Annotated in this window: 23 protein-coding genes and 2 pseudogenes; 1 reads left to right on the top strand and 24 read right to left on the bottom strand. The window is 52.0% G+C overall.

Features of this window, described 5'->3' with window-relative positions; genetic code table 11:
* Window positions 1–116: 116 nt before the first annotated feature.
* A pseudogene (locus ACQZQY_RS04920) lies at window positions 117–920 on the bottom strand (sugar phosphate isomerase/epimerase family protein); the annotation flags it as partial.
* A gap of 121 nt (window positions 921–1,041) precedes the next feature.
* Between ACQZQY_RS04920 and ACQZQY_RS04925 the strand changes: the two are divergent.
* Window positions 1,042–1,734: a TetR family transcriptional regulator gene (locus ACQZQY_RS04925; protein ID WP_431296713.1), complete on the top strand. Its 693-nt coding sequence runs from the start codon at window positions 1,042–1,044 to the stop codon at window positions 1,732–1,734.
* Between the two features lie 67 nt (window positions 1,735–1,801).
* Here ACQZQY_RS04925 and phoU read toward each other — a convergent pair whose 3' ends face one another.
* The 23 genes and pseudogenes from phoU to ravA form a co-directional block, all read right to left on the bottom strand.
* A complete protein-coding gene (gene phoU / locus ACQZQY_RS04930) occupies window positions 1,802–2,530 on the bottom strand; it encodes a phosphate signaling complex protein PhoU (RefSeq protein WP_056775944.1) in 729 nt (242 codons plus the stop codon).
* 10 nt (window positions 2,531–2,540) lie between these two features.
* The gene (gene pstB, locus ACQZQY_RS04935; protein WP_013577692.1) at window positions 2,541–3,308 is read right to left on the bottom strand and encodes a phosphate ABC transporter ATP-binding protein PstB; all 768 of its coding nucleotides are present in this window, start codon (window positions 3,306–3,308) and stop codon (window positions 2,541–2,543) included.
* A gap of 87 nt (window positions 3,309–3,395) precedes the next feature.
* Window positions 3,396–4,283, bottom strand: a complete 888-nt coding sequence (pstA, locus tag ACQZQY_RS04940) for a phosphate ABC transporter permease PstA (protein WP_056775945.1) — start codon at window positions 4,281–4,283, stop codon at window positions 3,396–3,398.
* A gap of 1 nt (window position 4,284) precedes the next feature.
* The gene (gene pstC, locus ACQZQY_RS04945; protein WP_056775946.1) at window positions 4,285–5,241 is read right to left on the bottom strand and encodes a phosphate ABC transporter permease PstC; all 957 of its coding nucleotides are present in this window, start codon (window positions 5,239–5,241) and stop codon (window positions 4,285–4,287) included.
* Window positions 5,242–5,335: 94 nt separating this feature from the next.
* Entirely contained in the window at window positions 5,336–6,376 is a 1,041-nt protein-coding gene (pstS, locus tag ACQZQY_RS04950) for a phosphate ABC transporter substrate-binding protein PstS (RefSeq protein ID WP_122097126.1), read from the bottom strand.
* Between the two features lie 210 nt (window positions 6,377–6,586).
* Window positions 6,587–7,312, bottom strand: a pseudogene (gene rluF / locus ACQZQY_RS04955) (23S rRNA pseudouridine(2604) synthase RluF); the annotation flags it as partial.
* Between the two features lie 100 nt (window positions 7,313–7,412).
* On the bottom strand, window positions 7,413–9,242 hold the full coding sequence (glmS, locus tag ACQZQY_RS04960; protein WP_122097124.1) for a glutamine--fructose-6-phosphate transaminase (isomerizing): 1,830 nt from the start codon (window positions 9,240–9,242) through the stop codon (window positions 7,413–7,415).
* Window positions 9,243–9,374: 132 nt separating this feature from the next.
* On the bottom strand, window positions 9,375–10,742 hold the full coding sequence (gene glmU, locus ACQZQY_RS04965; RefSeq protein WP_431296714.1) for a bifunctional UDP-N-acetylglucosamine diphosphorylase/glucosamine-1-phosphate N-acetyltransferase GlmU: 1,368 nt from the start codon (window positions 10,740–10,742) through the stop codon (window positions 9,375–9,377).
* 271 nt (window positions 10,743–11,013) lie between these two features.
* A complete protein-coding gene (locus ACQZQY_RS04970) occupies window positions 11,014–11,436 on the bottom strand; it encodes a F0F1 ATP synthase subunit epsilon (RefSeq protein ID WP_056775953.1) in 423 nt (140 codons plus the stop codon).
* 33 nt (window positions 11,437–11,469) lie between these two features.
* Entirely contained in the window at window positions 11,470–12,852 is a 1,383-nt protein-coding gene (gene atpD / locus ACQZQY_RS04975) for a F0F1 ATP synthase subunit beta (protein ID WP_056775954.1), read from the bottom strand.
* A gap of 32 nt (window positions 12,853–12,884) precedes the next feature.
* A complete protein-coding gene (atpG, locus tag ACQZQY_RS04980; RefSeq protein ID WP_056775955.1) occupies window positions 12,885–13,748 on the bottom strand; it encodes a F0F1 ATP synthase subunit gamma in 864 nt (287 codons plus the stop codon).
* A 71-nt stretch (window positions 13,749–13,819) separates the two neighbouring features.
* Entirely contained in the window at window positions 13,820–15,361 is a 1,542-nt protein-coding gene (gene atpA, locus ACQZQY_RS04985; RefSeq protein ID WP_431296715.1) for a F0F1 ATP synthase subunit alpha, read from the bottom strand.
* A 12-nt stretch (window positions 15,362–15,373) separates the two neighbouring features.
* Window positions 15,374–15,907, bottom strand: coding sequence for a F0F1 ATP synthase subunit delta (gene atpH / locus ACQZQY_RS04990; protein WP_056775957.1), 534 nt, complete (start codon window positions 15,905–15,907; stop codon window positions 15,374–15,376).
* A gap of 14 nt (window positions 15,908–15,921) precedes the next feature.
* On the bottom strand, window positions 15,922–16,392 hold the full coding sequence (gene atpF, locus ACQZQY_RS04995) for a F0F1 ATP synthase subunit B (RefSeq protein WP_056775959.1): 471 nt from the start codon (window positions 16,390–16,392) through the stop codon (window positions 15,922–15,924).
* A 65-nt stretch (window positions 16,393–16,457) separates the two neighbouring features.
* Window positions 16,458–16,697, bottom strand: a complete 240-nt coding sequence (gene atpE / locus ACQZQY_RS05000; protein ID WP_004093904.1) for a F0F1 ATP synthase subunit C — start codon at window positions 16,695–16,697, stop codon at window positions 16,458–16,460.
* A 50-nt stretch (window positions 16,698–16,747) separates the two neighbouring features.
* On the bottom strand, window positions 16,748–17,530 hold the full coding sequence (atpB, locus tag ACQZQY_RS05005; RefSeq protein WP_217204185.1) for a F0F1 ATP synthase subunit A: 783 nt from the start codon (window positions 17,528–17,530) through the stop codon (window positions 16,748–16,750).
* 22 nt (window positions 17,531–17,552) lie between these two features.
* Window positions 17,553–17,951: a F0F1 ATP synthase subunit I gene (gene atpI, locus ACQZQY_RS05010; protein ID WP_056775962.1), complete on the bottom strand. Its 399-nt coding sequence runs from the start codon at window positions 17,949–17,951 to the stop codon at window positions 17,553–17,555.
* A gap of 648 nt (window positions 17,952–18,599) precedes the next feature.
* On the bottom strand, window positions 18,600–19,220 hold the full coding sequence (rsmG, locus tag ACQZQY_RS05015; RefSeq protein WP_056775963.1) for a 16S rRNA (guanine(527)-N(7))-methyltransferase RsmG: 621 nt from the start codon (window positions 19,218–19,220) through the stop codon (window positions 18,600–18,602).
* Window positions 19,221–19,352: 132 nt separating this feature from the next.
* Window positions 19,353–21,242, bottom strand: a complete 1,890-nt coding sequence (mnmG, locus tag ACQZQY_RS05020; protein WP_431296716.1) for a tRNA uridine-5-carboxymethylaminomethyl(34) synthesis enzyme MnmG — start codon at window positions 21,240–21,242, stop codon at window positions 19,353–19,355.
* Between the two features lie 379 nt (window positions 21,243–21,621).
* Window positions 21,622–22,065 carry an FMN-binding protein MioC gene (gene mioC / locus ACQZQY_RS05025; RefSeq protein ID WP_056775965.1) on the bottom strand — a complete coding sequence of 148 codons (444 nt, stop codon included), beginning with the start codon at window positions 22,063–22,065 and terminating at the stop codon, window positions 21,622–21,624.
* Window positions 22,066–22,153: 88 nt separating this feature from the next.
* Window positions 22,154–22,615 carry a transcriptional regulator AsnC gene (asnC, locus tag ACQZQY_RS05030; protein ID WP_056775967.1) on the bottom strand — a complete coding sequence of 154 codons (462 nt, stop codon included), beginning with the start codon at window positions 22,613–22,615 and terminating at the stop codon, window positions 22,154–22,156.
* Between the two features lie 14 nt (window positions 22,616–22,629).
* Window positions 22,630–24,105 carry an ATPase RavA stimulator ViaA gene (gene viaA, locus ACQZQY_RS05035; protein WP_431296717.1) on the bottom strand — a complete coding sequence of 492 codons (1,476 nt, stop codon included), beginning with the start codon at window positions 24,103–24,105 and terminating at the stop codon, window positions 22,630–22,632.
* A 2-nt stretch (window positions 24,106–24,107) separates the two neighbouring features.
* Window positions 24,108–25,616, bottom strand: coding sequence for an ATPase RavA (gene ravA, locus ACQZQY_RS05040; protein WP_431296718.1), 1,509 nt, complete (start codon window positions 25,614–25,616; stop codon window positions 24,108–24,110).
* Window positions 25,617–25,619: the final 3 nt, after the last annotated feature.

Below are 25,619 nucleotides of genomic sequence, written 5' to 3' on the forward strand. Positions count from 1 at the left end.
AACCCGGCACAGGTCGTCAGCCCGGGGACCTGTGCGCCAGAATGACCGCCAATATGTCACGTCCGCAATGACATATTGGCGATGAATCAGTCTTCGGAGGTGATCTGATGATAAGCCTGCATGCGTTTTTCCAGCTCGGTGAGCGAGCGCAGGCCATCCGCCAGCGGCAGGATTTTATCGTTGAAGATTTCCAGTGACCACGGCCCGCTGAAGCCTTTTTGATTCAGCGTACTGACAAAATCCACCAGCGGTAAATCGCCTTGTCCGGGATAGCAGCGGTAACTGCGGCTCCATTGCTGTACGTTCATGTCTTTGAAGGGCGCGTCGGCCAGTTGCAGGAAGCTGATTTTATCCAGCGGAACCTCGTCCAGCCGGTCGAGATTATCGCCGACGGCCAGCACGTGAAAGCTGTCCAGGACAATGCCCAGCGCCGGGTGATTCACCTCACGCACGCGATCCCAGGCCTGCAGATAGCGGTTAACGTGTTTCCCCCACGCCAGCGCTTCGTAGCCGATGCGGATAGCGTAAGGCTGCGCCATGTCGGCCAGGGCAGCCAGATCGGCAATCTGTACCTCGCGTTCGGCAGAGCTGTCGGCGTCGGTGTTGCTGCACACCAGCAGATGATCGCAGCCCAGTTCGCTCATGAGATCAAACTGACGCCGGGCGCTGGCGAGTTTTTCAGGGCGTTTTTCCGGCGCGACGCCTTCAAAATCGCGAAAAGGTTGCAGCAGGAAGATACGCAATCCCAGAGAATCCGCCAGATTGCGGATAGCGACCGGTTTGACCGGGTTTTTCAGTAAATCATCTTCAAAAATTTCCACACCATCAAACCCGGCAGCGGCAATCGCCTTCAGTTTTTCAGGCAGAGTTCCGGGCACAGAAACCGTCGCAATGGAACGTAATCGGGAAGTTGCAGGCAAAATAGCGTCCTTTTTATCAGGTTTCGGTTCTTACAGTAGTGGACCCTGAACCCTCGTTCGTCAAGTGTTGCGGGCAGGTACGCACGGATTGTCGCCAGGCTGATTGTAACCGGGCGAATCAATGGTTAATCTCTGGAGCGTAAATGTGGTTAACGATGAGGGTAAGACGCTGAGCAGCCAAAGTTCCCCGGCGCCGGGACGTAAAAATGATCCGATAGGCCTGAAGCAGCGCATTTTCGACAGCGCACTGGCTGAGTTCGCCGAATCGGGCCTGATGGGCGCGCGCATGGAAAATATCGCCGCCAACGCCAACACCACAAAACGCATGGTGGTCTATCACTATAAGACCAAAGAAGCGCTGTATTTGCTGGTGCTGGAGCACGTGTACCGTGAGATCCGCCAGCATGAGCTGGAGCTGGATTTATCGGCGTTTCCGCCGGCGGAAGCCATCGTGAAGCTGGTGGAAGCCAGTTTTGATTTCCACGTATCGCACCCTGAATTTATCCGTATTGTCTCCACCGAGAACATGCTCCGCGGGCGTTTTATCCGTCAGTCCACCAGCATTCGTGAGATCAATAAATCCGCGTTAACCTTGCTGGAAGATATTCTGGAACGGGGAAAGCAGAGCCATCTGTTTAAAGATGATGCGCAGGCGCGCGATGTCCACCGGCTGATCAGCAGTTTGTGTGTTCACCAGGTGGCTAATCAGTACACCTTCGGCGCGTTATTTGAAAATCCTGATGAAGTGGATTTACAGGTCGCGCATTATCGCCAGCTGGCGGTCATGGTGGCACTGCGATACGTCATGAAATAACCCGCTGATCGGACAGCAAAAAGGCCTCAACGGAGGCCTTTTTCATTGGGACTGTGTCACTGACCGGTTACTCTTTTTTCTCTTTGCTGTCGGTCAGTAATTTATCCAGGGCATCACCGCCGACGTGACGGAAATCCTGACCTTTCACGAAGTAGAAGATGAATTCACAAATGTTCTGACAACGGTCGCCGATACGCTCTATAGAGCGGGCGCAGAACAGCGCAGTCAGCACGCTCGGAATCGTGCGTGGATCTTCCATCATGTAGGTCATCAGCTGACGCACGATGCCTTCATATTCCTGATCCACTTTTTTGTCTTCGCGGTAAATACGCACGGCTTCGTCGAGATCCATGCGCGCAAACGCATCGAGCACGTCATGCAACATCTGCACGGTGTGGCGGCCCAGCGATTCCAGGCTGACCAGCAATGGCTGATGCAGATGCGAGAATTTTTCCAGCGCGGTACGGCAGATTTTATCCGCCACGTCACCGATGCGTTCCAGCTCGGAAATGGTTTTGATGATCGCCATCACTAAGCGCAGATCGCTGGCGGTCGGCTGGCGCTTGGCAATAATGCGCACGCAAGCTTCGTCGATCGCCACTTCCATCATGTTCACTTTGTCATCACCTTTGATGACCTGCTGCGCCAGCTCCGCGTCCTGATTGTGCATCGCGGTGATAGCGTCCGTCAGTTGCTGCTCAACCAGCCCGCCCATTGCCAGCACCTGAGTGCGGATGTGTTCAAGCTCTGCATTGAACTGGCCGGAAATATGTTTATTTAAGTTCAGGTTATCCATTTTTCTTACCTCAACCGTAACGGCCAGTAATGTAATCTTCGGTCTGTTTACGCGCTGGCGAAGTGAACAGCGAGTCAGTGTCGCTGTATTCGATCAGTTCGCCCAGATACATAAACGCAGTGCGGTCTGAACAACGCGCAGCCTGCTGCATGTTGTGCGTCACAATCACTACCGTGTAATCGGATTTTAATTCGGTAATGAGCTCTTCGATACGGCCCGTGGAAATCGGATCCAGTGCCGAACAAGGTTCATCAAGCAGCAACACATCAGGGCGGATCGCGATACCGCGCGCGATACACAAACGCTGTTGCTGGCCGCCGGACAGGCTGTAACCGCTCTGGTGCAGCTTGTCTTTGGATTCATTCCACAATGCCGCTTTGGTCAGCGCCCACTGCACGCGCTCGTCCATATCGGTACGGGAAAGCTTCTCAAACAGACGCACACCAAAGGCGATGTTGTCATAAATCGACATCGGGAACGGCGTCGGTTTCTGGAACACCATGCCGACTTTGGCGCGCAGCAGGGCGATATCTTGCTTATCGACCAGAATGTTTTCGCCGTCGAGCAGGATTTCGCCTTCCGCGTGTTGCTCAGGATACAGCTGATACATTTTATTGAACGTGCGCAGCAGCGTGGATTTCCCACAGCCTGACGGGCCGATGAAGGCGGTGACTTCGTTCTTGGCAATATCCAGGGAAATATTTTTCAACGCGTGGAATTTGCCGTAATAAAAGTTCAGATCGCGAACCTGAATCTTGCTGTTGGATGCGTCAGTCATTCTCAGACATCTCTCTTATTCGTGCGCCGCATCGCGACGCAGGGAAAACAGTGAGGCCAGCCGACATCGCCTGCCCTCAATAATGAATTATTGTTTCTTCTGCGCGAAAATCACACGCGCCAGAATATTCAGCAACAGTACGCACAGCGTAATCAGCAGCACGCCCGCCCACGCAAGTTGTTGCCATTCACCGAACGGGCTCATCGCGAACTTGAAGATGGTCACCGGCAGGTTAGCAATCGGCTGCATCATGTCGGTGCTCCAGAACTGGTTGGAGAGCGACGTGAACAGCAGCGGCGCGGTTTCACCGGCGATACGGGCAATCGCCAGCAGGATACCGGTGATAATGCCGGAAACCGACGCTTTCAGCGTGATGGCCGAAATCATCTTCCACTTTGGCGTACCCAGTGCGTAAGCCGCTTCGCGCAGGCTGTCCGGCACCAGTTTGAGCATGTTTTCGGTGGTACGAATCACAATCGGGATTTGCAGCAGCGCCAGCGCCAGAACGCCCGCCCAGCCGGAGAAGTGCCCCATTTTCGCCACCATGATGGTGTACACAAACAGGCCGACGACGATAGATGGCGCAGAAAGCAGAATGTCGTTGATGAAACGAATAAACTCCGCCAGCCAGGATTTACGGCCATATTCGGCCAGATAAATTCCCGCCATCACGCCCAGCGGCGTACCGATCACGGTCGCCCACAGAATAAGTAATCCGCTGCCTGCGATGGCGTTCGCCAGACCGCCGCCCGCGGTATTCGGAGGCGGGGTGTTTTCGGTAAAGAGCGCCAGCGACATGCCGTCTACGCCTTTCACTACGGTCGTAAACAGGATCCACACCAGCCAGAACAGACCGAATGCCATGGTCAACATCGACACCATCAGCGCCAGACGGTTCTTCTGGCGACGCCATGCCTGGCGTTTACGGCGCGATTCCAGCAGTTCAGGTGTGCTTTGCATTTCGAGTGTCGTCATCTTAACGGCCCTCTTTCTTAGCCAGGCGCAGAATCATCACTTTCGACAGCGCCAGAACAATAAAGGTGATAACAAACAGGATGAGGCCGAGTTCCATCAGCGCGGCAGTATGCAGACCGGCTTCCGCTTCAGCGAATTCGTTGGCCAGCGCCGAGGTAATACTGTTGCCCGGCATATACAGCGAGACGCTGTCGAGCTGGTAGGTGTTACCGATGATAAAGGTCACCGCCATGGTTTCACCCAACGCGCGGCCAAGGCCTAACATCACACCGCCAATCACGCCGTTTTTGGTGAACGGCAGCACGATGCGCCAGATCACTTCCCACGTCGTACAGCCAATGCCGTATGCAGACTCTTTCATCATCACCGGCGTTTGTTCAAACACGTCACGCATCACAGAGGCGATGTAAGGGATGATCATGATGGCAAGGATCACACCGGCGGCCAGAATACCGATACCAAAACCGGGACCGGCGAACAAGGCGCCGACGATCGGGATGCCGGAGAGCACGTCACCGACAGGCGTCTGGAAATACTGCGCAAACAGCGGTGCAAAGACGAACAGCCCCCACATGCCGTAAACAATACTGGGGATCGCCGCCAGCAGTTCGATAGCAATACCCAGCGGGCGCTTCATCCAGTTAGGGGCAAGTTCGGTGAGGAATAATGCGATACCAAAGCTGACCGGTACGGCAATCAGCAAGGCGATAATCGAGGTCACCACGGTGCCGTAAATCGGTACCAGTGCGCCGAATTGTTCGTTCGGGGCATCCCAGGTTTTAGTCCACAGGAAGGATAAACCAAACTTTTCGATGCTTGGAAGGGAAGCAATAAACAGCGAGACGATAATACCGCCCAGCATTAATAACACGATCAGCGCAGCCAGTTTGACCAGCGCGCCGAAGATGATGTCACCGTTTTTGCTTGGTGCCTTAATAGCCGGCTTGTATTCAGCCATACCACTCTCTTTTAATTCAGATTTAATCCCCTCCCCGGCCGGAGAGGGAATGAAGCAGAAGACTTGTACTCTATATCAGACGTAAGGTCAGATCCTAGTACAGTGCTTTACCGCTGGAATCTTTAATGTTGGTTTTCCAGGCTGCGCGGATCTGTTCAACAACAGAGTCAGGCAGTGCGGCGTAATCCAGATCGGTCGTCAGTTTGTTGCCGTTTTTGTAAGCCCAGTCGAAGAACTTCAGCACTTCAGTGCCTTTCGCTGCATCGGCCTGGTCTTTGTAAATCAGGATGAAGGTGGTGGAGCTGATTGGCCAGGCGTTATCACCTTTCTGATTCGTCAGATCCTGAGCGAAGGTTTTCTTCCAGTCAGCGCCTTTGGCTGCTGCGCTGAAGGATTCTTCCGTCGGGGAAATCGCTTTACCGTCAGCATCAACCAGTTTGGTGTATGCCAGGTTGTTCTGTTTAGCGTAAGCGTATTCTACGTAGCCGATGGAGCCTGGCAGACGCTGTACGAAGGCCGCAACGCCGTCGTTACCTTTACCGCCCAGACCGGTAGGCCAGTTAACGGTAGAACCTGAACCGATTTTCTCTTTCCACTCGTTGTTCACTTTCGCCAGATAGCTGGTGAACACGAAAGAGGTGCCTGAGCCATCAGCACGGCGAACGACCGCGATGTTGGTGTCTGGCAGTTTCACGCCCGGGTTCAGCTTAGTGATCGCCGCGTCGTTCCACTTTTTGATTTTGCCGAGGTAGATATCACCCAGCGTTGCGCCGTCCAGCGTCAGCTGACCGGATGTGATCCCAGGGATGTTTACCGCCAGTACCACACCACCGATCACGGTTGGGAACTGGAACAGGCCGTTTTTGTTCAGATCTTCTTCTTTCATCGGCGCATCAGAGGCACCGAAATCGACAGTCTTGGCGATAATTTGTTTCACGCCGCCGGAAGAACCGATGCCCTGATAGTTCACCTGGTTGCCGGTTTCTTTCTGGTAAGCATCCGCCCACTTGGCGTAAACAGGGGCAGGGAAGGTACCGCCAGCACCAGTCAGATTACTGGCAGCGAAAGCAGACATTGCTGTGAGGGAAAAAGTCGCTGCTACAAAACCGGCGACGGTGTTACGCATCAATTTCATGTTCCACTCCTGGTGGTTTTAAACTTCCCGACTTAATGTCGACGTTAATTAAAGTGTTTGGCACAGGAGGAAAATAGGACAATTAGGTGACAGTAAAATGTACGTTATATGACAGTTTTATGACAGTGGTCACAATTGGACCGAAGTGGGCAATACAGAGGAAACAAGGGATGCTTTTGGGGGTAAAACGGGCTTTCAGAGCGATTATTGGTCGGAAACCGAATGTTCGATACGCCTGAACAACTCACTCCGCTCCTCGCCGGTTAACTCGCGCGATTCCCCCGGCGGCAGTGCGGCAAGATGGATATTCATGATCCGCACGCGTTCAAGCCGTGTGACTTCATAGCCAAAATATTTCGCCATGCGGCGGATCTGACGGTTAAGCCCCTGCACCAGGGTAATACGAAAGACGTCATCGGATTCTTTGATCACTTTACAGGCTTTCGTTACGGTTCCCAAAATCGGGACGCCGGCGCTCAGACCGAGAATCAATGCGTCGGTCACCGGTTTGTTAACGGTCACCACGTACTCTTTTTCGTGATCATTACCGGCGCGCAGGATCTTATTCACTACATCGCCGTTATTGGTCAGCAGAATCAGCCCGTGCGAATCTTTATCCAGACGCCCGACAGGAAAAATGCGCTGGCTGTGACGGATGAGCAAACCGATGTTATCCGCCAGACCGTCATCCATTGTGGTGATTATCCCCACCGGTTTGTTCAGGGCGATCAGCACCAGGTCATCCTGGTCGCGCAGCCCGATCTGTTGGCCATTCACGTTCACCACATCACCCGGAAATACTGGCGCGCCAAATCCTGCCTGCTTATCGTTGATAAAGACTAGCCCCTGCCCGACGTAACGATCGGCGTCACGGCGCGAACACATGCCGCTATCGCTTATGTATTTGTTAATTCGAACGGAAGGAGTGGTCAGCATTAAGCAGTGCCTTTCAGTTAAAGGCGGACTATACCCTGTTGCTGCTCAGAAATAAAAAAAGCGCCCGCAAGGGGCGCTCAGCAACGGAAGGAGCAGAGTCTTATTCTACCGTGACGGACTTCGCCAGGTTACGTGGCTGGTCTACGTCAGTCCCTTTAATCAGCGCGACATAATAGGACAGCAGCTGTAGCGGAACGGTGTAGAAAATCGGTGCAACAATCTCTTCAACGTGAGGCAACTGGATGATTTTCATGCCTTCGCTGTCGGTGAAACCGGCATTCTGATCGGCGAAGACATACAGCAGGCCACCACGGGCGCGCACTTCCTCGATATTCGACTTCAGTTTTTCCAACAGTTCATTATTTGGCGCAATCACGATCACCGGCATATCGGCGTCAATCAGCGCCAGCGGGCCATGTTTCAACTCGCCAGCTGCATAGGCTTCTGCATGAATGTAAGAGATCTCTTTGAGCTTCAGCGCACCTTCCATCGCGATCGGGTATTGATCGCCACGACCGAGGAACAGGGCGTGATGCTTGTCAGAGAAACCTTCTGCCAGAGATTCGATGGTTTTATCCAGCGATAACATCTGTTCGATACGCGCAGGCAATGCCTGAAGTGCGTGAACAATATCGTGCTCGACCTGAGGCGCCATGCCTTTCAGACGGCCCATACGCGCTACCAGCATCAGCAGAACGGTAAGCTGAGTGGTGAACGCTTTGGTGGAAGCCACGCCGATCTCAGTGCCCGCTTTGGTCATCAGCGCCAGATCGGATTCACGCACCAGCGAGGAACCGGCAACGTTACAGACAGCCAGAGAACCGAGATAACCCAGCTCTTTAGACAGGCGCAGTGCAGCCAGCGTATCAGCCGTTTCCCCGGACTGAGACAGCGTGATGATAAGGCTCCCCGGACGCACGGCGGATTTGCGATAGCGGAATTCAGAGGCGATTTCCACATCACACGGCATGCCGGCCAGCGCTTCGAACCAGTAACGCGCGACCATGCCTGAGTTATACGACGTCCCGCAGGCGATAATCTGAATGTGCTGAACGCGTGACAGAATATCGTCAGCTTTCTCACCCAGTTCGCTCAGGTTCACTTCACCGTGGCTGAAACGTCCTTCCAGGGTGTTTTTAATTGCCAGCGGCTGTTCGTAAATCTCTTTCTGCATGTAGTGACGGTAAACACCTTTATCACCGGCGTCATACTGCACTTTAGATTCAATTTCTTCGCGCTCAACGGCATGACCGTTTTTGTCATACACGCTGACAGAGCGACGTTTAACTTCTGCCACATCACCCTCTTCCAGGAACAGGAAGCGGCGGGTAACAGGCAACAGCGCCAGCTGGTCTGAAGCGATGAAGTTTTCACCCACGCCACGGCCAATCACCAGCGGGCTGCCGGAGCGCGCAGCGACCAGAACGGACGGGTCGCGTCTGTCCATCACGACGGTGCCGTATGCGCCACGCAGTTGTGGGATAACACGCTGAACCACTTCCAGCAGCGTGCCGCCCTGAAGTTGTTCCCAATGCACCAGATGCGCGATCACTTCGGTATCCGTTTCAGAATCAAAACGGTAACCGCGCTCGATCAGCAATTCACGCAAAGGCTCGTGATTTTCGATGATGCCGTTATGCACAACCGCAATATAATCAGATACATGAGGATGGGCATTCGCTTCTGAAGGTTCGCCGTGCGTTGCCCAGCGGGTGTGAGCAATACCGGTGCCGCCGTGCAAAGGATGTTGATCCAGTGCATCAGCCAGCATCTGTACTTTGCCGACACGACGTAAACGCCCCATCTTCCCTTCCGCATCAATCACAGCCAGACCGGCTGAGTCATAACCGCGGTATTCGAGACGGCGTAAACCTTCTAACAGAATTTCAGCAATATCGCGTTGCGCTACTGCGCCTACAATTCCACACATCAGTTTTATTCCTATTGAAGGTCTTTCGGACCTTTTTTGATGCCTGACCTGATTTATCCGCGAGCCCCGTTTTCCGGTGTACCTGCGGTTCCCCGAGCCTTGTAGAAGTTGGGGATTATTATGTAATGCTTATTATTTCTTCACCGGTTTTTGCCAGTCAGGTTTATGCACCTGAGGCACCCGGCTTAACAGTAAACCGTTGTCGGGAACATCGCGCGTGACTGTAGTGCCCGCCGCGATGGTCACGTTGTTACCGATACTCACCGGCGCCACCAGCTGGGTGTCAGAACCGACGAAAACATCGTTACCAATAATCGTTTTGCTCTTGTTCACGCCATCGTAGTTACACGTGATGGTGCCCGCGCCGATATTCACGTTATCGCCGATATCAGCATCGCCGAGATAGGAAAGATGGCCGGCTTTAGAGCCTTTGCCTAAACGTGATTTTTTGATTTCAACGAAATTGCCGACGTGGGCATTTTCAGCCAGCTCAGCGCCGGGACGCAGACGGGCAAATGGCCCGACCGTGCAGCCGCTTTCCAGCACGGCGTCTTCGAATACGCTGTAAGGGCTGATTACGCAGTCATCGCCGATCACGCTATTTTTCAGCACGCAGCCAGTACCGATTTTGACGCGGTCGCCCAGTTTTACGTGGCCTTCGATAATCACGTTTGTGTCGATCAGCACGTCGATACCGTGAGACAGCTCGCCACGCAGATCAAAACGCGCCGGATCCATCAGCATGACGCCTTCCAGCAGCAGACGCTCGGCCTGTTCGCTCTGATATACGCGCTCAAGACGCGAAAGTTGCAAACGGTTATTTACGCCATCCACTTCGCTGTTGCGCGCAGGATGTACGGTAGCGATCTGGTGACCTTCAGCATGCGCCATCGCAATAATATCGGTGATGTAGTATTCACCCTGCGCATTGTTGTTGTTCAGTTTGCTCAGCCAGCGTTTCAAAGAGGCACCGTTAGCCACCAGAATGCCGGTATTGATTTCCTGAATTTTAAGCTGTTCTTCGCTGGCATCTTTCTGTTCGATAATCCCGGTCACCGTGGCGTTTTCACGCACAATCCGGCCATAACCGGTGGGGTCTTCGAGCACAACGGTCAGTAAGCCAATGCCACCTTCCGGTTTGGCTTTGAGCAATTTTTCCAGCGTATCGACCGAAATTAACGGGACATCGCCGTACAGCATCAGCACATCTTCATCATCGGCAAAGAAAGGCGCTGCCTGTTGCATCGCGTGGCCGGTGCCCAACTGCTCCGCCTGCAATACCCAGTTCAGATCACTGCCTGCCAGATTTTTCTTCAGCAAGTCGCCACCATGGCCATAAACCAGATGCACGTTTTTCGCCCCCACCTGAGTGGCCGCGTCAATAACGTGTTGCACCATTGGCTTGCCCGCCAATGAATGAAGAACTTTAGGAAGGTTGGAGTACATGCGTGTCCCCTTGCCTGCGGCAAGGATCACGACACTCAGTGCGCTGTTCGACATAGGTAACCTGACAAATCCAATTTGAGTGACAAAAATAACCCGTTCAATGGTCGGATTACTACATATTTCGCTTCAAAAACCACCCGCAGGCCGCAGCCTGTAAGGGTTGTACACGCTATAGACTACAGCAAAAAATCTGAGGGTAAAACGCCCACTTATCCGGCAAGTATTCCATTAAAAGCCCTTTTTCGCTTTCGGACAAATGCTAGAAATTGGCTTATTTAAAGGCAAAAAAAAAGCGACCCAAAGGTCGCCTTTTAAACTGATGTCTTTACATCGCTTTCCTGGTCAGTTCGATAACGCGAAGTTTCGCGATCGCCTTGGCCAGTTCTGCTGACGCCTGAGCGTAGTCAACGTCGCCGTGAGAACTATTGATATGTTCTTCCGCTTTGCGCTTAGCTTCAAGCGCGCGCGCTTCGTCGAGGTCTTGCCCACGGATTGCAGTATCAGCCAACACGGTTGTTGCATTCGGCTGCACCTCAAGGATGCCGCCGGAAAGATAGATATACTCTTCTTCCCCGTGTTCTTTAACAATGCGCACCATGCCAGGCTTGATGGCGGTGAGCAGCGGAGCATGCCCCGGGAAAATACCCAGTTCGCCTTCGCTACCCGTCACCTGGATCTTTTGTACCATGCCGGCAAACATACGTTTTTCCGCACTGACAACATCCAGATGGTAAGCTTTTTCAGCCATGTCATCCTCTCTCAATACCACAACAAACTAGCGTTACAGTTTCTTGGCTTTTTCCACTGCTTCTTCAATGGTGCCAACCATGTAGAACGCTTGTTCCGGCAGGTGATCGTAGTCGCCGTCCATAATGCCTTTGAAACCACGAATGGTATCTTTCAGCGATACGAACTTGCCCGGAGAACCGGTGAAGACTTCGGCCACGAAGAATGGCTGGGACAGGAAACGCTGAATCTTACGCGCACGGGATACAACCAGTTTGTCATCTTCTGACAACTCGTCCATACCCAGGATCGCGATGATGTCTTTCAGTTCCTGGTAACGTTGCAGAATGGACTGCACGCCACGAGCCACATCATAGTGTTCCTGACCAACAACCAGTGGATCCAGCTGACGGCTGGTGGAATCCAGTGGGTCAACCGCCGGGTAAATACCCAGAGACGCGATCTGACGGCTCAGTACCACGGTCGCATCTAAGTGAGCGAAGGTGGTGGCTGGAGATGGGTCAGTCAAGTCATCCGCAGGGACGTAAACGGCCTGTACGGAGGTGATAGAACCACTTTTAGTTGAGGTGATACGTTCTTGCAGAACGCCCATCTCTTCCGCCAGCGTTGGCTGATAACCTACCGCAGAAGGCATACGGCCCAGAAGTGCAGACACTTCAGTACCGGCCAGGGTGTAACGGTAGATGTTATCGATGAACAGCAGGACGTCACGACCTTCATCACGGAATTTCTCCGCCATGGTCAGGCCGGTCAGTGCCACACGCAGACGGTTGCCTGGTGGCTCATTCATCTGGCCATAGACCAGGGAAACTTTGTCGATAACGTTGGAGTCGGTCATTTCGTGGTAGAAGTCGTTACCCTCACGAGTACGTTCACCCACGCCAGCAAACACTGAATAACCGGAGTGCTCGATCGCGATGTTACGGATCAGCTCCATCATGTTTACCGTTTTACCTACACCCGCACCACCGAACAGACCGACTTTACCGCCCTTAGCGAACGGGCACATCAGGTCCATAACTTTGATACCGGTTTCCAGCAATTCCTGGGAGTTCGCCAGCTCTTCATAAGAAGGGGCCGGACGGTGAATTGAACGACGTTCTTCTTCGCCGATTTCACCTTTCATGTCGATTGGTTCACCCAATACGTTCATGATGCGACCCAGAGTCGCTACACCAACCGGAACTTCAATTGGGTGTTCCAGGTTGTTCACTTTCAGATTGCGACGCAGGCCATCTGATGTACCCATTGCGATACAACGAACAACGCCGCCACCCAACTGCTGCTGAACTTCCAGCACCAGTTTGGAGGTACCGTTTTCTACCTCAAGAGCATTGTACACATTCGGTACTGCATCCTGAGGGAACTCGACGTCCACCACGGCGCCGATTACCTGGATAATCTTTCCAGTAGCCATCTTGAATCCTCTACGTAATTCGTAAACCTAGCTTAAACCGCGGAGGCTCCCCCGACGATCTCGGTGAGTTCCTGAGTGATGCTGGCCTGACGAGCTTTGTTGTATACCAACTGCAGCTCTTTGATCAGGCTGCCGCCGTTATCGGTTGCGGCTTTCATCGCTACCATTCGCGCGGCCTGTTCGCTGGCCAGGTTTTCTACGACGCCCTGATAAACCTGGGATTCCACATAGCGACGCAGGAGGGTATCCAGCAGTGCTTTAGGATCCGGCTCATACAGGTAATCCCAGGATTTTTTCGCCAGTGCGCCGTCTTCTGCCGGTGGCAGAGGCAACAGCTGTACGATGCGTGGTTCCTGAGACATGGTATTGACGAATTTATTGCTGACAACGCATAACTTGTCTAAACGACCTTCGTCGAAAGCCTGCAGCATCACTTTTACCGGTCCGATCAGTTCTGACAGAGAAGGGTTATCCCCCATGCCAGTGACCTGAGCAACAACGTTGCCACCCACGGAGCCGAAGAAAGAGGCTGCTTTGGAACCGATCAGGGCGAGATCAACTTCGACACCTTTTTCGGACCAGCCTTTCATCTCTGCAAGCAGCCTTTTGAACAAGTTAATGTTCAGACCACCACAAAGACCACGGTCGGTAGACACCACCAGATACCCGACGCGCTTAATTTCACGCTCATCCAGGTAAGGGTGCTTATATTCCAGATTACCTAACGCAAGGTGACCAATCACTTCACGAATGGTTTCTGCATAAGGACGGCTGGCCGCCATACGTTCCTGCGTTTTACGCATTTTGGAGGCGGCGACCATTTCCATCGCTTTAGTGATCTTTTGCGTGTTTTGCACGCTGCTGATCTTACTACGTATCTCTTTTCCGCCGGCCATCTCTGCTTCTCCTCATGACCAAACGGCCTGCTGCTTATCTGCCTTAAGCAGGGCAGCAAGGCCGCTTAGTGTTACCAGGACTGGGTTGCTTTGAAGGTATCGAGGATATCTTTGAATTTACCCTCGATCTCATCGTTATACGCACCAGTTTGGTTGATTTGCTGCAGAAGCTCGCCGTGCTCACGGTCGGCAAACGCCAACAGTGCCGCTTCGAAGCTACCGACTTTGGACAACTCAACGTCTTCCAGATAACCACGTTCTGCTGCGAAGATGATCAGAGACTGCGCCACGATTGACATCGGTGCGTATTGTTTCTGTTTCAGCAACTCAGTCACTTTCTGACCGTGGTTCAGCTGTTTACGGGTTGCCTCATCCAGATCGGAAGCGAACTGGGAGAACGCAGCCAGTTCACGATACTGTGCCAGTGCGGTACGAATACCACCGGACAGTTTTTTCATGATCTTGGTCTGAGCAGCACCACCAACACGAGATACCGAGATACCCGGGTTAACCGCAGGACGAATACCGGCGTTAAACAGGTTGGATTCCAGGAAGATCTGACCATCGGTAATCGAGATTACGTTGGTCGGAACGAACGCGGAAACGTCGCCCGCTTGCGTTTCGATGATCGGAAGCGCAGTCAGGGAACCAGTTTTGCCTTTCACTTCACCCTTAGTGAATGCTTCAACGTATTCGGCGTTAACACGCGCAGCACGTTCCAGCAGACGGGAGTGGAGATAGAAAACGTCGCCTGGGTAAGCTTCACGACCTGGTGGACGACGAAGCAACAGGGAAATCTGACGGTAAGCAACAGCCTGTTTAGACAGGTCATCATAAACGATCAGTGCGTCTTCGCCGCGGTCACGGAAGTATTCACCCATTGCGCAACCGGAGTACGGTGCCAGGTATTGCAGTGCAGCAGATTCTGATGCAGTCGCAACAACAACGATGGTGTTTTCCAGTGCGCCGTGCTCTTCCAGTTTACGTACCACGTTAGAAATGGTGGACGCTTTCTGGCCGATAGCCACATAGATACATTTGATGCCGGAATCGCGCTGGTTGATGATCGCATCGATCGCCAGAGCTGTTTTACCGGTTTGACGGTCACCGATGACCAGTTCACGCTGACCACGACCGATTGGGATCATGGCATCAACGGATTTGTAACCTGTCTGCACAGGCTGGTCTACGGATTGACGTTCGATAACGCCAGGTGCGATTGCTTCGACAGCTGAGAAGCCGTCATGCTCTACCGGACCTTTACCGTCGATAGGTGCACCCAGGGTGTTAACAACGCGACCTAACAGGCCACGGCCAACCGGAACTTCCAGGATACGACCTGTACATTTTACTTTCATCCCTTCGGCGAGGTCTGCGTAAGGGCCCATAACAACGGCACCTACAGAGTCACGCTCCAGGTTCAGGGCGATAGCGTAACGGTTACCCGGCAACGCAATCATTTCCCCTTGCATGACATCGGCCAGGCCGTGCACGCGGATGATCCCGTCACTGACGGAAACGATAGTACCTTCATTGTGAGCTTCGCTCACTACATTGAACTGAGCAATGCGCTGCTTTATCAGTTCGCTGATTTCGGTGGAATTCAGTTGCATGCTCCAGTCCCCTTAAGACTGCAAGACGTCTGCCAGGCGTTCTAGACGACTGCGAACGCTGCCATCAATCACCATATCACCTGCACGGATAATGACACCGGCAAGAACAGACTTGTCAATTTTGCAATTCAGCTTAACTTTGCGAGACAAACGTTTTTCCATAGCAGCAGCAATTTTTGCCTGCTGTTCTTCCGAAAGTGGACTTGCTGAAGTGACTTCAACCTCAGCACTAGCCTCCAGTGAGGCGCGCAGTTCGATGAACTGCTGCAACACTTCCGGAAGAACGCGTAAACGTCCATTTTCAGCCATCACCCTAATCAGGTTCTGGCCTGCGTCGTCGAGTTGTTCACCACATACAGCAATAAACGTCTTGGACAGCGTTTCTGGTGCAGTCGCACCGGAAAGCAGCTCTTCAATCATTTCATTGCGTGTGACTTCAGCCGTGAACGCTAACATAGACTGCCAGCGATCTAAGCTTTGGTGCTCAACGGCAAAGTCAAAAGCTGCTTTGGCGTAGGGGCGAGCTACAGTTACAAATTCAGACATCAGCCCCTCCCTCCTTACAGTTCAGCGACCAGTTTATCAACGATGTCGCTGTTAGCAGCTTCATCCACGGAACGTTCGATGATCTTCTCGGCGCCAGCAATGGCCAAAATCCCGACCTGTTTACGCAACTCTTCACGTGCACGTTGGCGTTCGGCGTCAATCTCTGCCTTAGCTTGCGCTACGATCTTGTTACGTTCCTGCTCGGCTTCGGTCTTCGCTTCGTCGACGATCTGTGCTTTACGCTTGTTCGCCTGGTCGATGATTACCTGAGCTTCAGCTTTGGCTTTCTTCAGTTGGTCGGTCGCATCGGCTTGCGCTAAGTCCAGCTCTTTTTTGGCACGTTCAGCAGAAGACAAACCTTCAGAAATTTCTTTCTGACGTTTTTCGATGGCAGCCATAATTGGCGGCCACACGTACTTCATACAGAACAGGACAAACAGGACAAACGCGATAGCCTGGCCGAGGATTGTTGCGTTAAGATTCACAGCACAATGCCTCTTTCAAAGTGAAATATTTGATGTAGTTCGTTTAACCGTGAGCAAGCTCAGTGTTAAGCGACAGCAAACATCACGTACAGACCCAGACCAACAGCAATCATTGGGATTGCATCGACCAGACCCATAACGATAAAGAACTGTGTACGCAACAGAGGGATCAGGTCAGGCTGACGTGCAGCACCTTCCAAAAATTTACCACCCAAGATGCCGATACCGATTGCAGCACCGATTGCCGCCAGGCCCATCATCACAGCGGCAGCCATGTACAGCAGATCCATACTCAGGTTTTCCATGACAGTCTCCAGTTTGTTTCAGTTAAAACGCAGTAGTGTTGAAAGAAAAATCAGTGTTTTTCAGATGCCATCGAGAGATAGACAATCGTCAGAACCATGAAGATAAAAGCTTGCAGCGTAATGATCAGGATGTGGAAAATGGCCCAAGGCACACTCAGAATCCACTGTGACCACCACGGCAGCAGGCCAGCAATAAGGATGAAGATCAACTCACCCGCATACATATTGCCAAACAGTCGCAGACCCAGTGAAACTGGTTTAGACAGCAGGCTGACACCCTCAAGAATCAGGTTAATCGGAATGAAAACCGGATGATTGAATGGCTGCATTGTCAGTTCTTTAACGAAACCGCCAACGCCTTTCATCTTAATGCTATAGAAAAGAATCAGAATGAATACGCCAAGTGCCATGGACAACGTGATGTTCACGTCAGCCGTAGGAACCACACGCAACGCTGACAGACCAAAGATGTGCTCGCCGATGAAGGGCAGCAAATCGATTGGCAGCAAATCCATCATGTTCATCATGAACACCCAGACGAAGACAGTCAGAGCTAAAGGCGCAATGACTTTGCTTTTGCCGTGATACATGTCACGCACGTTGCTATCGACGAAGCCGACAACCAGCTCGATGGCCGTTTGCAGTTTCCCCGGAACACCACTGGTGGCATTTTTAGCGACGCGATGGAAGATAACCAGAAAGAGTACTCCGAGGAACACGGAGAAAAACATCGAATCGATGTTAATCGACCAGAATCCCGTCCCTATCTGAAGCTGAGTCAGATGGTGACCGATATACTCTTGTGGAGTAGAGATTTCTCCTGATGCAGACATGATGCCTCTTACCCTTTAGTAGTTAAGTACGGTAACTGTTAATGACGGCCGGTGCCAAAATCTGAGTCATCAACACCGATAAATAGGCCAACCCCAACGGAGCGAAAGCCGCCTTGAACAGGCCAAGAGCAATAATCATGAAGATTATCGTCACCAGGACCTTCAGCGCTTCTCCGATAGCAAAGGACCAGGCAACCCGTCCAGAGACCGTTGTTTGCGCCTGATGGCGCCATGCAAACAGCATGAACAGTACATTTGGTACCCAGGCGGCCAACCCACCCATAAGAGCGGAAAGGGTCCATTCCAGGCTTTTGAAACCAAATACTGCACTGAGCAGAACAAAGGTCAATAACTGCAGTAGTAACAGCTTTCTGGCAACCTTCACACTTTGCGTACTGTGTAAAATACCGGATACAGACATGACGTTTGTTCTCTCCGTATCAAGTACCTAGCTGGAGGTATGCTGAATGCCGTATATCACTGCCTTTACTGTTTTGAGTCAAGCAGCAAAAACCGAGCAAATTATACGGTGCACAGGAACGAATTCAATGGATAAGTAGCGAAAAGGTGAACAATTATTTAAATTTTCCTCTTCATCACTATTTTGATAACGAAACTATAGCTGAATTTGCCCTTTTTACTTTGCTTCGGTTATTTCATCACCCGACAAAGAAGCGTGCACTGGATCACATAATTAACCGGAGCCCTTTTATATACCCTGGGCGTCCGGATTGTCTTTAGCTAAACCGGCTTTTTAAAGATGTTATAAATCATAATGTTAAGAAATTTGCGATTGAGAAAACATCTTATTTAAAAATAGACACCCTTCATTGATACATCTACCCAACAAATAACAACATTTTCATTACAAGTTGAATATCAGTCGTTCAATGCCGAATAAATTTCACAAGTGACTATCTCGGTACGGATTAAAATAAAACGTCGCAAAAATGCTATCAGTGTGTAAAAAACCGGTGATTTGTAGAAAGTCACCGCTATTTAATTAGCCTGCTCATTTTTACTCTGATAACACACACATTTTTTAAGGATTAATTGATAATTCTCAACTTTAGTTTGCATTAAGAATTATCAGATGCCGTTCTCCGTCAAGTTCCGGTACCTGCAGTTTCACCACACTTTCCAGTGTGATACCGGCGGGTAAGGCAGCGAGCTCATCATCCGGGCACACGCCCTTCAGCGCATAGAAACGCCCCTGCCCTTTCTTCGGTAAATGGTGGCACCAGGACAACATATCCTGCAAAGAGGCGAAGGCTCGGCTTATGACGCCATCGAATGGGGGTTCAGGGTCAAACTCTTCAACCCGACTTTGGACCGGTGTGATGTTCTGCAGCCCCAGTTCATGCTGAACCTGGCGGAGGAAGCGTACGCGCTTACCCAGGCTGTCCAGCAGCGTAAAGTGTGAATCAGGGCGAACGATGGCGAGAGGAATGCCTGGCAGGCCCGGGCCTGTGCCGACATCAATAAAACGGCTGCCCTGTAAATGCTCGTTCACCACAATGCTGTCCAGAATATGTCGCACCAGCATTTGCATCGGATCACGCACGGATGTCAGGTTGTAGGCTTTGTTCCACTTATGCAGCAGTTCAACATAGGCAATCAGTTGGTGTTTTTGCTGATCGGGTAACGCTATTCCTGCCGCAGCAAGCAGCGAGTCCAGTTTCTTTTGCACAGTGAAAATCCTCTGACAGAGTCGGTATTCCGGGAACAGCCCGGTGGGGGGAATGATAAAGCAGCCAGAAAAGCGGGAAAAGCAGGATTTAACCGCCCGTTAGAGCAACAGGGCGGTTATCAGAGAGGTGACTCAGGCGCTGCGACGCAGCAAGCCTTGTTTTTTCAGCCAGATCAGCAAAATGGAGATTGCAGCCGGGGTAATACCGGAGATCCGCGAAGCCTGACCGATCGATGTCGGCTTGTGATCGTTAAGCTTGGCGATCACCTCGTTAGACAGACTGTTCACCTGACGGTAATCGAGATCGGCAGGCAACACCGTATTCTCATTACGCAGCTGTTTGTTGATCTCTTCCTGCTGACGGGCAATGTAACCTTCGTACTTGATCTGAATCTCAACCTGCTCAGCGGTTTCTGCATCAGGGACAGATGGCGCAAAAGGGGACAGCATTGTGATCAACGAATAAGTCATTTCCGGACGACGCAACAGTTCTTCCGCGCTGGCTTCTTTTGAGAGAGGAGCTGACAAGTGTGCATTGATCTCTTCCACCTGCGCGTGATGAGGATTTACCCAGATACCACGCAGACGCTGACGTTCTTGTTCGATCATTTCGAGTTTCTGGTTAAAGCGAGCCCAACGGACATCGTCGACCAGGCCCAGTTCACGGCCTTTTTCCGTCAGACGTAAATCAGCGTTGTCTTCACGCAGCATCAGACGGTATTCAGCACGTGAGGTAAACATACGGTACGGTTCTTTAGTGCCCAGCGTACACAGATCGTCGACCAGAACCCCCAGATACGCCTGATCGCGGCGTGGGGCCCAGCCTTCATCTTCAGTAGCGCTGCGTGCTGCGTTCATACCCGCCAGCAGGCCCTGAGCTGCTGCTTCTTCGTAGCCTGTGGTGCCGTTGATTTGTCCGGCAAAGAACAGGCCTGCAATGAATTTGCTTTCCAGCGTCGGTTTTAAATCACGCGGATCAAAGAAATCGTACTCAATGGCGTAGCCAGGACGAACGATCACCGCATTTTCCATACCCTGCATGGAACGTACGATCTGCATCTGGACATCGAAAGGCAGGCTGGTTGAAATTCCGTTCGGATAAACTTCGTTGCTGGTCAGGCCTTCCGGTTCAAGGAAGATCTGATGAGAATTACGATCGGCAAAACGCATGACTTTATCTTCGATCGACGGGCAGTAACGCGGGCCGATCCCTTCGATGATCCCGGCATACATCGGGCTGCGATCCAGATTATTACGGATCACGTCATGGGTTTTTTCGTTGGTATAGGTCATGTAGCACGGGATCTGGCGCGGATGTTGCGACGCGTTGCCCATGAAAGAGAATACCGGTGCAGGATTATCACCGTGCTGTTGAGCCAGTACGCTGAAATCAATTGAGCGAGCATCGATACGCGGAGGTGTCCCGGTTTTAAGGCGGTTTACGCGTAACGGTAATTCACGCAGGCGCTGAGAAAGGGAGATCGCAGGAGGATCCCCGGCACGGCCACCGCTGTAGTTTTCCAGACCGATGTGGATCTTGCCATCAAGGAATGTTCCGACGGTCAGTACGACAGTTTTCGCGCGGAATTTCAGACCCATTTTGGTCACGGCGCCAACCACGCGATCGTTTTCCACAATGAGATCTTCGACGGACTGTTGGAAGATCATCAGGTTTGGCTGATTCTCTAATGCCGTACGTACCGCCTGACGATATAACACACGGTCAGCCTGGGCACGTGTTGCCCTGACGGCCGGGCCTTTGCTCGCGTTTAGTATCCTAAACTGAATGCCCGCATGGTCGATCGCTGTGGCCATCAACCCGCCGAGAGCGTCCACTTCTTTAACCAGATGTCCCTTCCCGATCCCGCCAATTGCCGGGTTACACGACATCTGTCCCAGCGTGTCGATATTGTGGGTTAACAACAAGGTCTGGCGTCCCATTCGTGCAGAAGCCATGGCAGCTTCAGTACCTGCATGACCTCCACCGATGATAATGACGTCAAATTGATCCGGATAAAACATGCGACTGCACCTCAGCGTTCAAGCGAACTTTCTTTGTATGGCGTTGGGAGGAGGGATTCTACTCAAGTTTAGAGCTTCCACAAGCCCCGGAGGATCTTCCCTAATTAAAAGAAGATCTTTTTTATTTAAAGATCTCTTATTAATACTTCTATTAGGATCGCGATCCTCTGTGCATAAGTCATTTTTGTCTATGAAGATCAGTATGCTAAGAAGGATCGAATGCTGTGAATGATCGGTGATCCTGGACAGTATAAGCTGGGATCAGAATTGAGAGTTATGCACAGACTGAAAAGCGTACAGCAGTTGTTAGAGGGATAACTACGGGTTTTACACTGCTTTAAAGCATAGTTATCCACATCTGATCGCCTGAAATTTACACTTATTTGAGTAAATTAATCCAATTGATCACCCAAACCTCTGCGGGATCCTCAGGAATTTCATGCTGAGTCACGTCGATCTCAAGACGATCGCCGATCCGTTTTGCCCCTAATGAGGTCAGTTTCTGATCCAGCGCGTTGATCGCACCGCAGAAGGTATCGTATTCGCTGCTGCCCAAACCTAAGGCACCAAAACGAACATTCGACAGATCCGGTTGCTGATCTTCCAGCTGTTCCATGAAGGGTTGCAGGTTATCCGGTAACTCACCGGCTCCGTGCGTAGAGCACACCACCAGCCAGATCCCTTCTGAAGGCACTTCATACAGCTCCGGGCCATGAAACGTCTGTGTGGAGAAACCGGCTTCTTCCAGCTTCTCTGCCACGTGTTCGGCAACATATTCGGCACTGCCAAGCGTACTGCCACTGATCAGGGTTATGTCAGCCATAGAACTCTCACCCGAGAAAAGGAAGACATTGTACGCTGTGAATGAGCTGGGATCTACCTGTGGATAATAGGGGGATAGAAATCAGTGATCAGGGCTGGATGGTACGTGTGATGGGGTTTTGCAGGGAGATCAGTGTCTCTGTAGACTGGATCTCGTCTATTGTCTGGATCTTGTTGATAAGTACGTGTTGCAGCGAATCAATGGAACGGCACATGATCTTAATGAAGATACTGTAGTGACCGGTGGTGTAATACGCTTCGACGACTTCTTCGATGCTTTCCAGCTTTTTGAGGGCTGAAGGATAGTCCTTGGCACTCTTCAATATAATGCCGATAAAGCAGCACACGTCGTAGCCGAGTTGTTTGGGGTTAACGGTGATATGCGCGCCGGTAATAATGCCCGCCTGCTTCATCTTCTCAACGCGTACGTGGATGGTTCCCGGACTGACGGTGAAGACCTTTGCCAGTTCGGCGTAAGGCGTCCTGGCGTTGTCCATCAATGCATTAAGGATCCCGCGATCCAGCTCATCGAGCTGATAGATTTCTGACATGGTTATCTTTCTCTTTAAGGTGAGTTTCTTTGCCAGCGGCGCTGCACGCGGCTTTTAACGCCGGTATCAAAGCGCCAGATATGATCGAAGATACGCAAGATCCCGGGCTTTCCATAATGTGACATCGCTAAGGCGTGGAAATGATGCTGCTTTTCCTTTTGCAGCATTTTGACTTTCTTTTGCACTTCGTCAGGCAGCCGCTGGGCGATGAAATCTGAGATCACAATAGCATCAGCATCGTGCCATTGCGGCGAGGCTAGCTTGTCCAATGTGGCACTCAGGCAGGCCGCCAGATCGGTACCGCCGCGAAAATGCTGACCGAGAAAACGCAGTGCCTGATCCAGTCCGCCGCTTGACGTCAGTTCATAGTGGATCACTTCACTGGCAAACAACATGATGTAACAGCGACGGTTATCCGCAAGAGCAATTCTCAGCAGCGCCAGGCAAAAAGCTTTCGCACACTGTTCATTGAAGCCGCCCATAGAACCGGAAGTGTCTACGCACACCACAAACGGGCCACGCGGTTGTGGTTCCTGTTGCTGATGCACCACCGGCCGCTTTACCACTTTCTCGCGCCAGACGTCTCCCTGCAGGCGGTAAGTCATCAGGCGTTTTTCCAGTAAACGGCGATAAAATTCGAACTCCAGTTCGGGGATGCCCAGCGTGCCCAGTTCGGTGGGCATCAGTCGCAAGATATCATCGCTCTGATGGATGCCGTTCACTTCTTCCGGCACCGTGGCGGGTTCGCGCACCATCAGCCGGTGCGTCTCCATTTTAGCATCTTCGTGTGGACTGGTTTTGACCGTCTGGCTGCGTCCGAGTTGTTCGGCCAGACGCATCAGTTCCGGCTGCTGTTGCAGGAACGCACCGAAGCGCGCCAGTGACTGAATGTCACCGCGCAGGCGCTTTCCTTTACTCATGTCCCACAGACGGCCTGCCGCGGTATCGTTCTCCGCTAATAAAGGAGACAGCTCGCTGCTGAGTTCCAGCCGTTGCAATAATTCTTCCTGCAATTTCTCCTGTTCCTGTTCCAGTAACTGATGATGAACGTTCACCGTCTGGAAGGTCAGGTTCAGGCGCCAGCGCTGAAGAAACAGCGTTTGAAAACTGTTACCGGTCTGCGCCGTACGCGAGGCTTCATTATTTTCCTGTAACGTGCGGGCTTCAGTGGTGAAAGGCGAATTGAGGCGGATTAACTCATCAATAAGTGCCGGTAACCCGGTCTGGAAGGTGGTGACATCCCTCTGCTGACAGTGCTGATAAAGGTAGAATTCTTTCGCCAGATCCGGCGGTACGGGCGTTTCGTGGATCCTCTGACGCAGCCGTAACTTCCATTCAGGAAGATCTTTGGTCAGTGCGCGCTTCAGCCGGGGAAACTTCTCGAAAAACACCGACAGCGCAGGCGCGGCCAGAAGCCCCACAATAAGTTCTTCGATGATTTCCGTTTCGCTGATAGCCAGCAGCAGATCCAGAGATTCCAGGCTGAACATGGTTAGTGTCCGCTGAACGTCTGTTGCTGATGGCGTAACTGCTCGGTGACCTGCAACAGACTGGCTTCGATTTTTGCCATCCATTCTGCCGGTATAAACAGACAGTTTTGCTGCTGGCTGAATTCCTGCCGCTGCCGGGTCAGTTTTGCCGTCAGATCGCTCAGCGTATTCTTCATTTCGTCAGGCACGGCGATATGTTCATTGCCCGGCAACGTCAGCGGCGTGCTTTGACGGCTGACGTCCAGCACCAGCAGTTGCTGTTTATCATCAATCTCAGCATCAAGGGTTTGCGCAAAACCAATACCGTTCAGTTTGGCTTTCAGGATGCCGCCTTTATTGAGCCACTCTTCCAGCGCCTTGTGGTCGAAGAGCAGATGCGTGACCTTGATTTCATGCAGGTGCAAAGGCGTTTGCAACAACAGCGTCAGGCTGCTGGCGGAAAGGGTGTCCGGCAGGCTGTGCTGAGGTTTACGGCTGAAAATTCCGGCTTTTTTGCTCAGTTTGATCGACTGGCGCGAGCTTTGTTGCTGCTGATATTGCATCCATTGCTGATCCAGTTGCTGGATTTTCATCAGGAGTGTTTGCTGATGATAAGCCTGCTCGGTGATCAGCTGTTCAATCTGAGTTTGCAGAAGATGGTAGGTATTGAGGTCATGCCACAGGCAGTCTTTCAGCAGGATCAAATCGACAGGCGTGATGGTGTTTCGTCCGCTGAAAAAGGCGCAGGCCTGCAACAGACGCAAGGCTTTCTTCCAGCGCCGATCCGACACATACGGCGCTGTATCAAGGGCATCAAGGCGCTGACGAAGCTGGAATACCAGTTCAAAGCACTCGTCCGGCAGACTGACTTTATCTATCTCGCCTTGCCATTGCTGATACTCTTCATCGCTGATGCTCAGAGATTCAGCCACCGGATTGGCGCTTTCGTTAGTCCTGCTGGTCAGCAGGGAGCGGAAATTTTGCTTATCCTGTACCTTATCGAGCCACAAACGGATAAGCATGCGGTCGTATAACGCTTCCAGGCTGCCGTCGGCTTCGGGCAATTCATTGGATGCGCTAACCAGCAAACGTAAAGGGATCGCCTCTTCGCGTTCGCCATTACGAAAGCGACGTTCGTTAATCGCAGTCAGCAGGGTATTGAGGATGGCGGGACCCGCTTTCCATATCTCATCCAGGAAGACGATTTCTGCTTCCGGCAGATACCCTTCGGTCAGACGCAGATAACGGCCCTCATCTTTCAGGGCCTGAATCGAGAGGGGACCAAAGACTTCTTCCGGCGTGGAAAATCGCGTCATCAGATATTCAAAGGCGCGTGCATGGCGGAAGGCATACTTCAGACGACGGGCGATCAAACTTTTCGCAATGCCCGGCGGGCCCAGCAGAAAAACGCTTTCACCGCACAGTGCGGCCAGCAGGCATAAACGAATGGCGTCCTGTCGTTCGTACAAGCCATGTTCCAGTGCGTTAGCAAGACGGGCGATCCGTTCTGCCAGAAGGGGAGATTGCGCCATACT

Origin of the sequence: Rahnella sp. PAMC25559, from assembly GCF_050632365.1 — a bacterium.
Classification (GTDB): domain Bacteria; phylum Pseudomonadota; class Gammaproteobacteria; order Enterobacterales; family Enterobacteriaceae; genus Rahnella; species Rahnella rivi.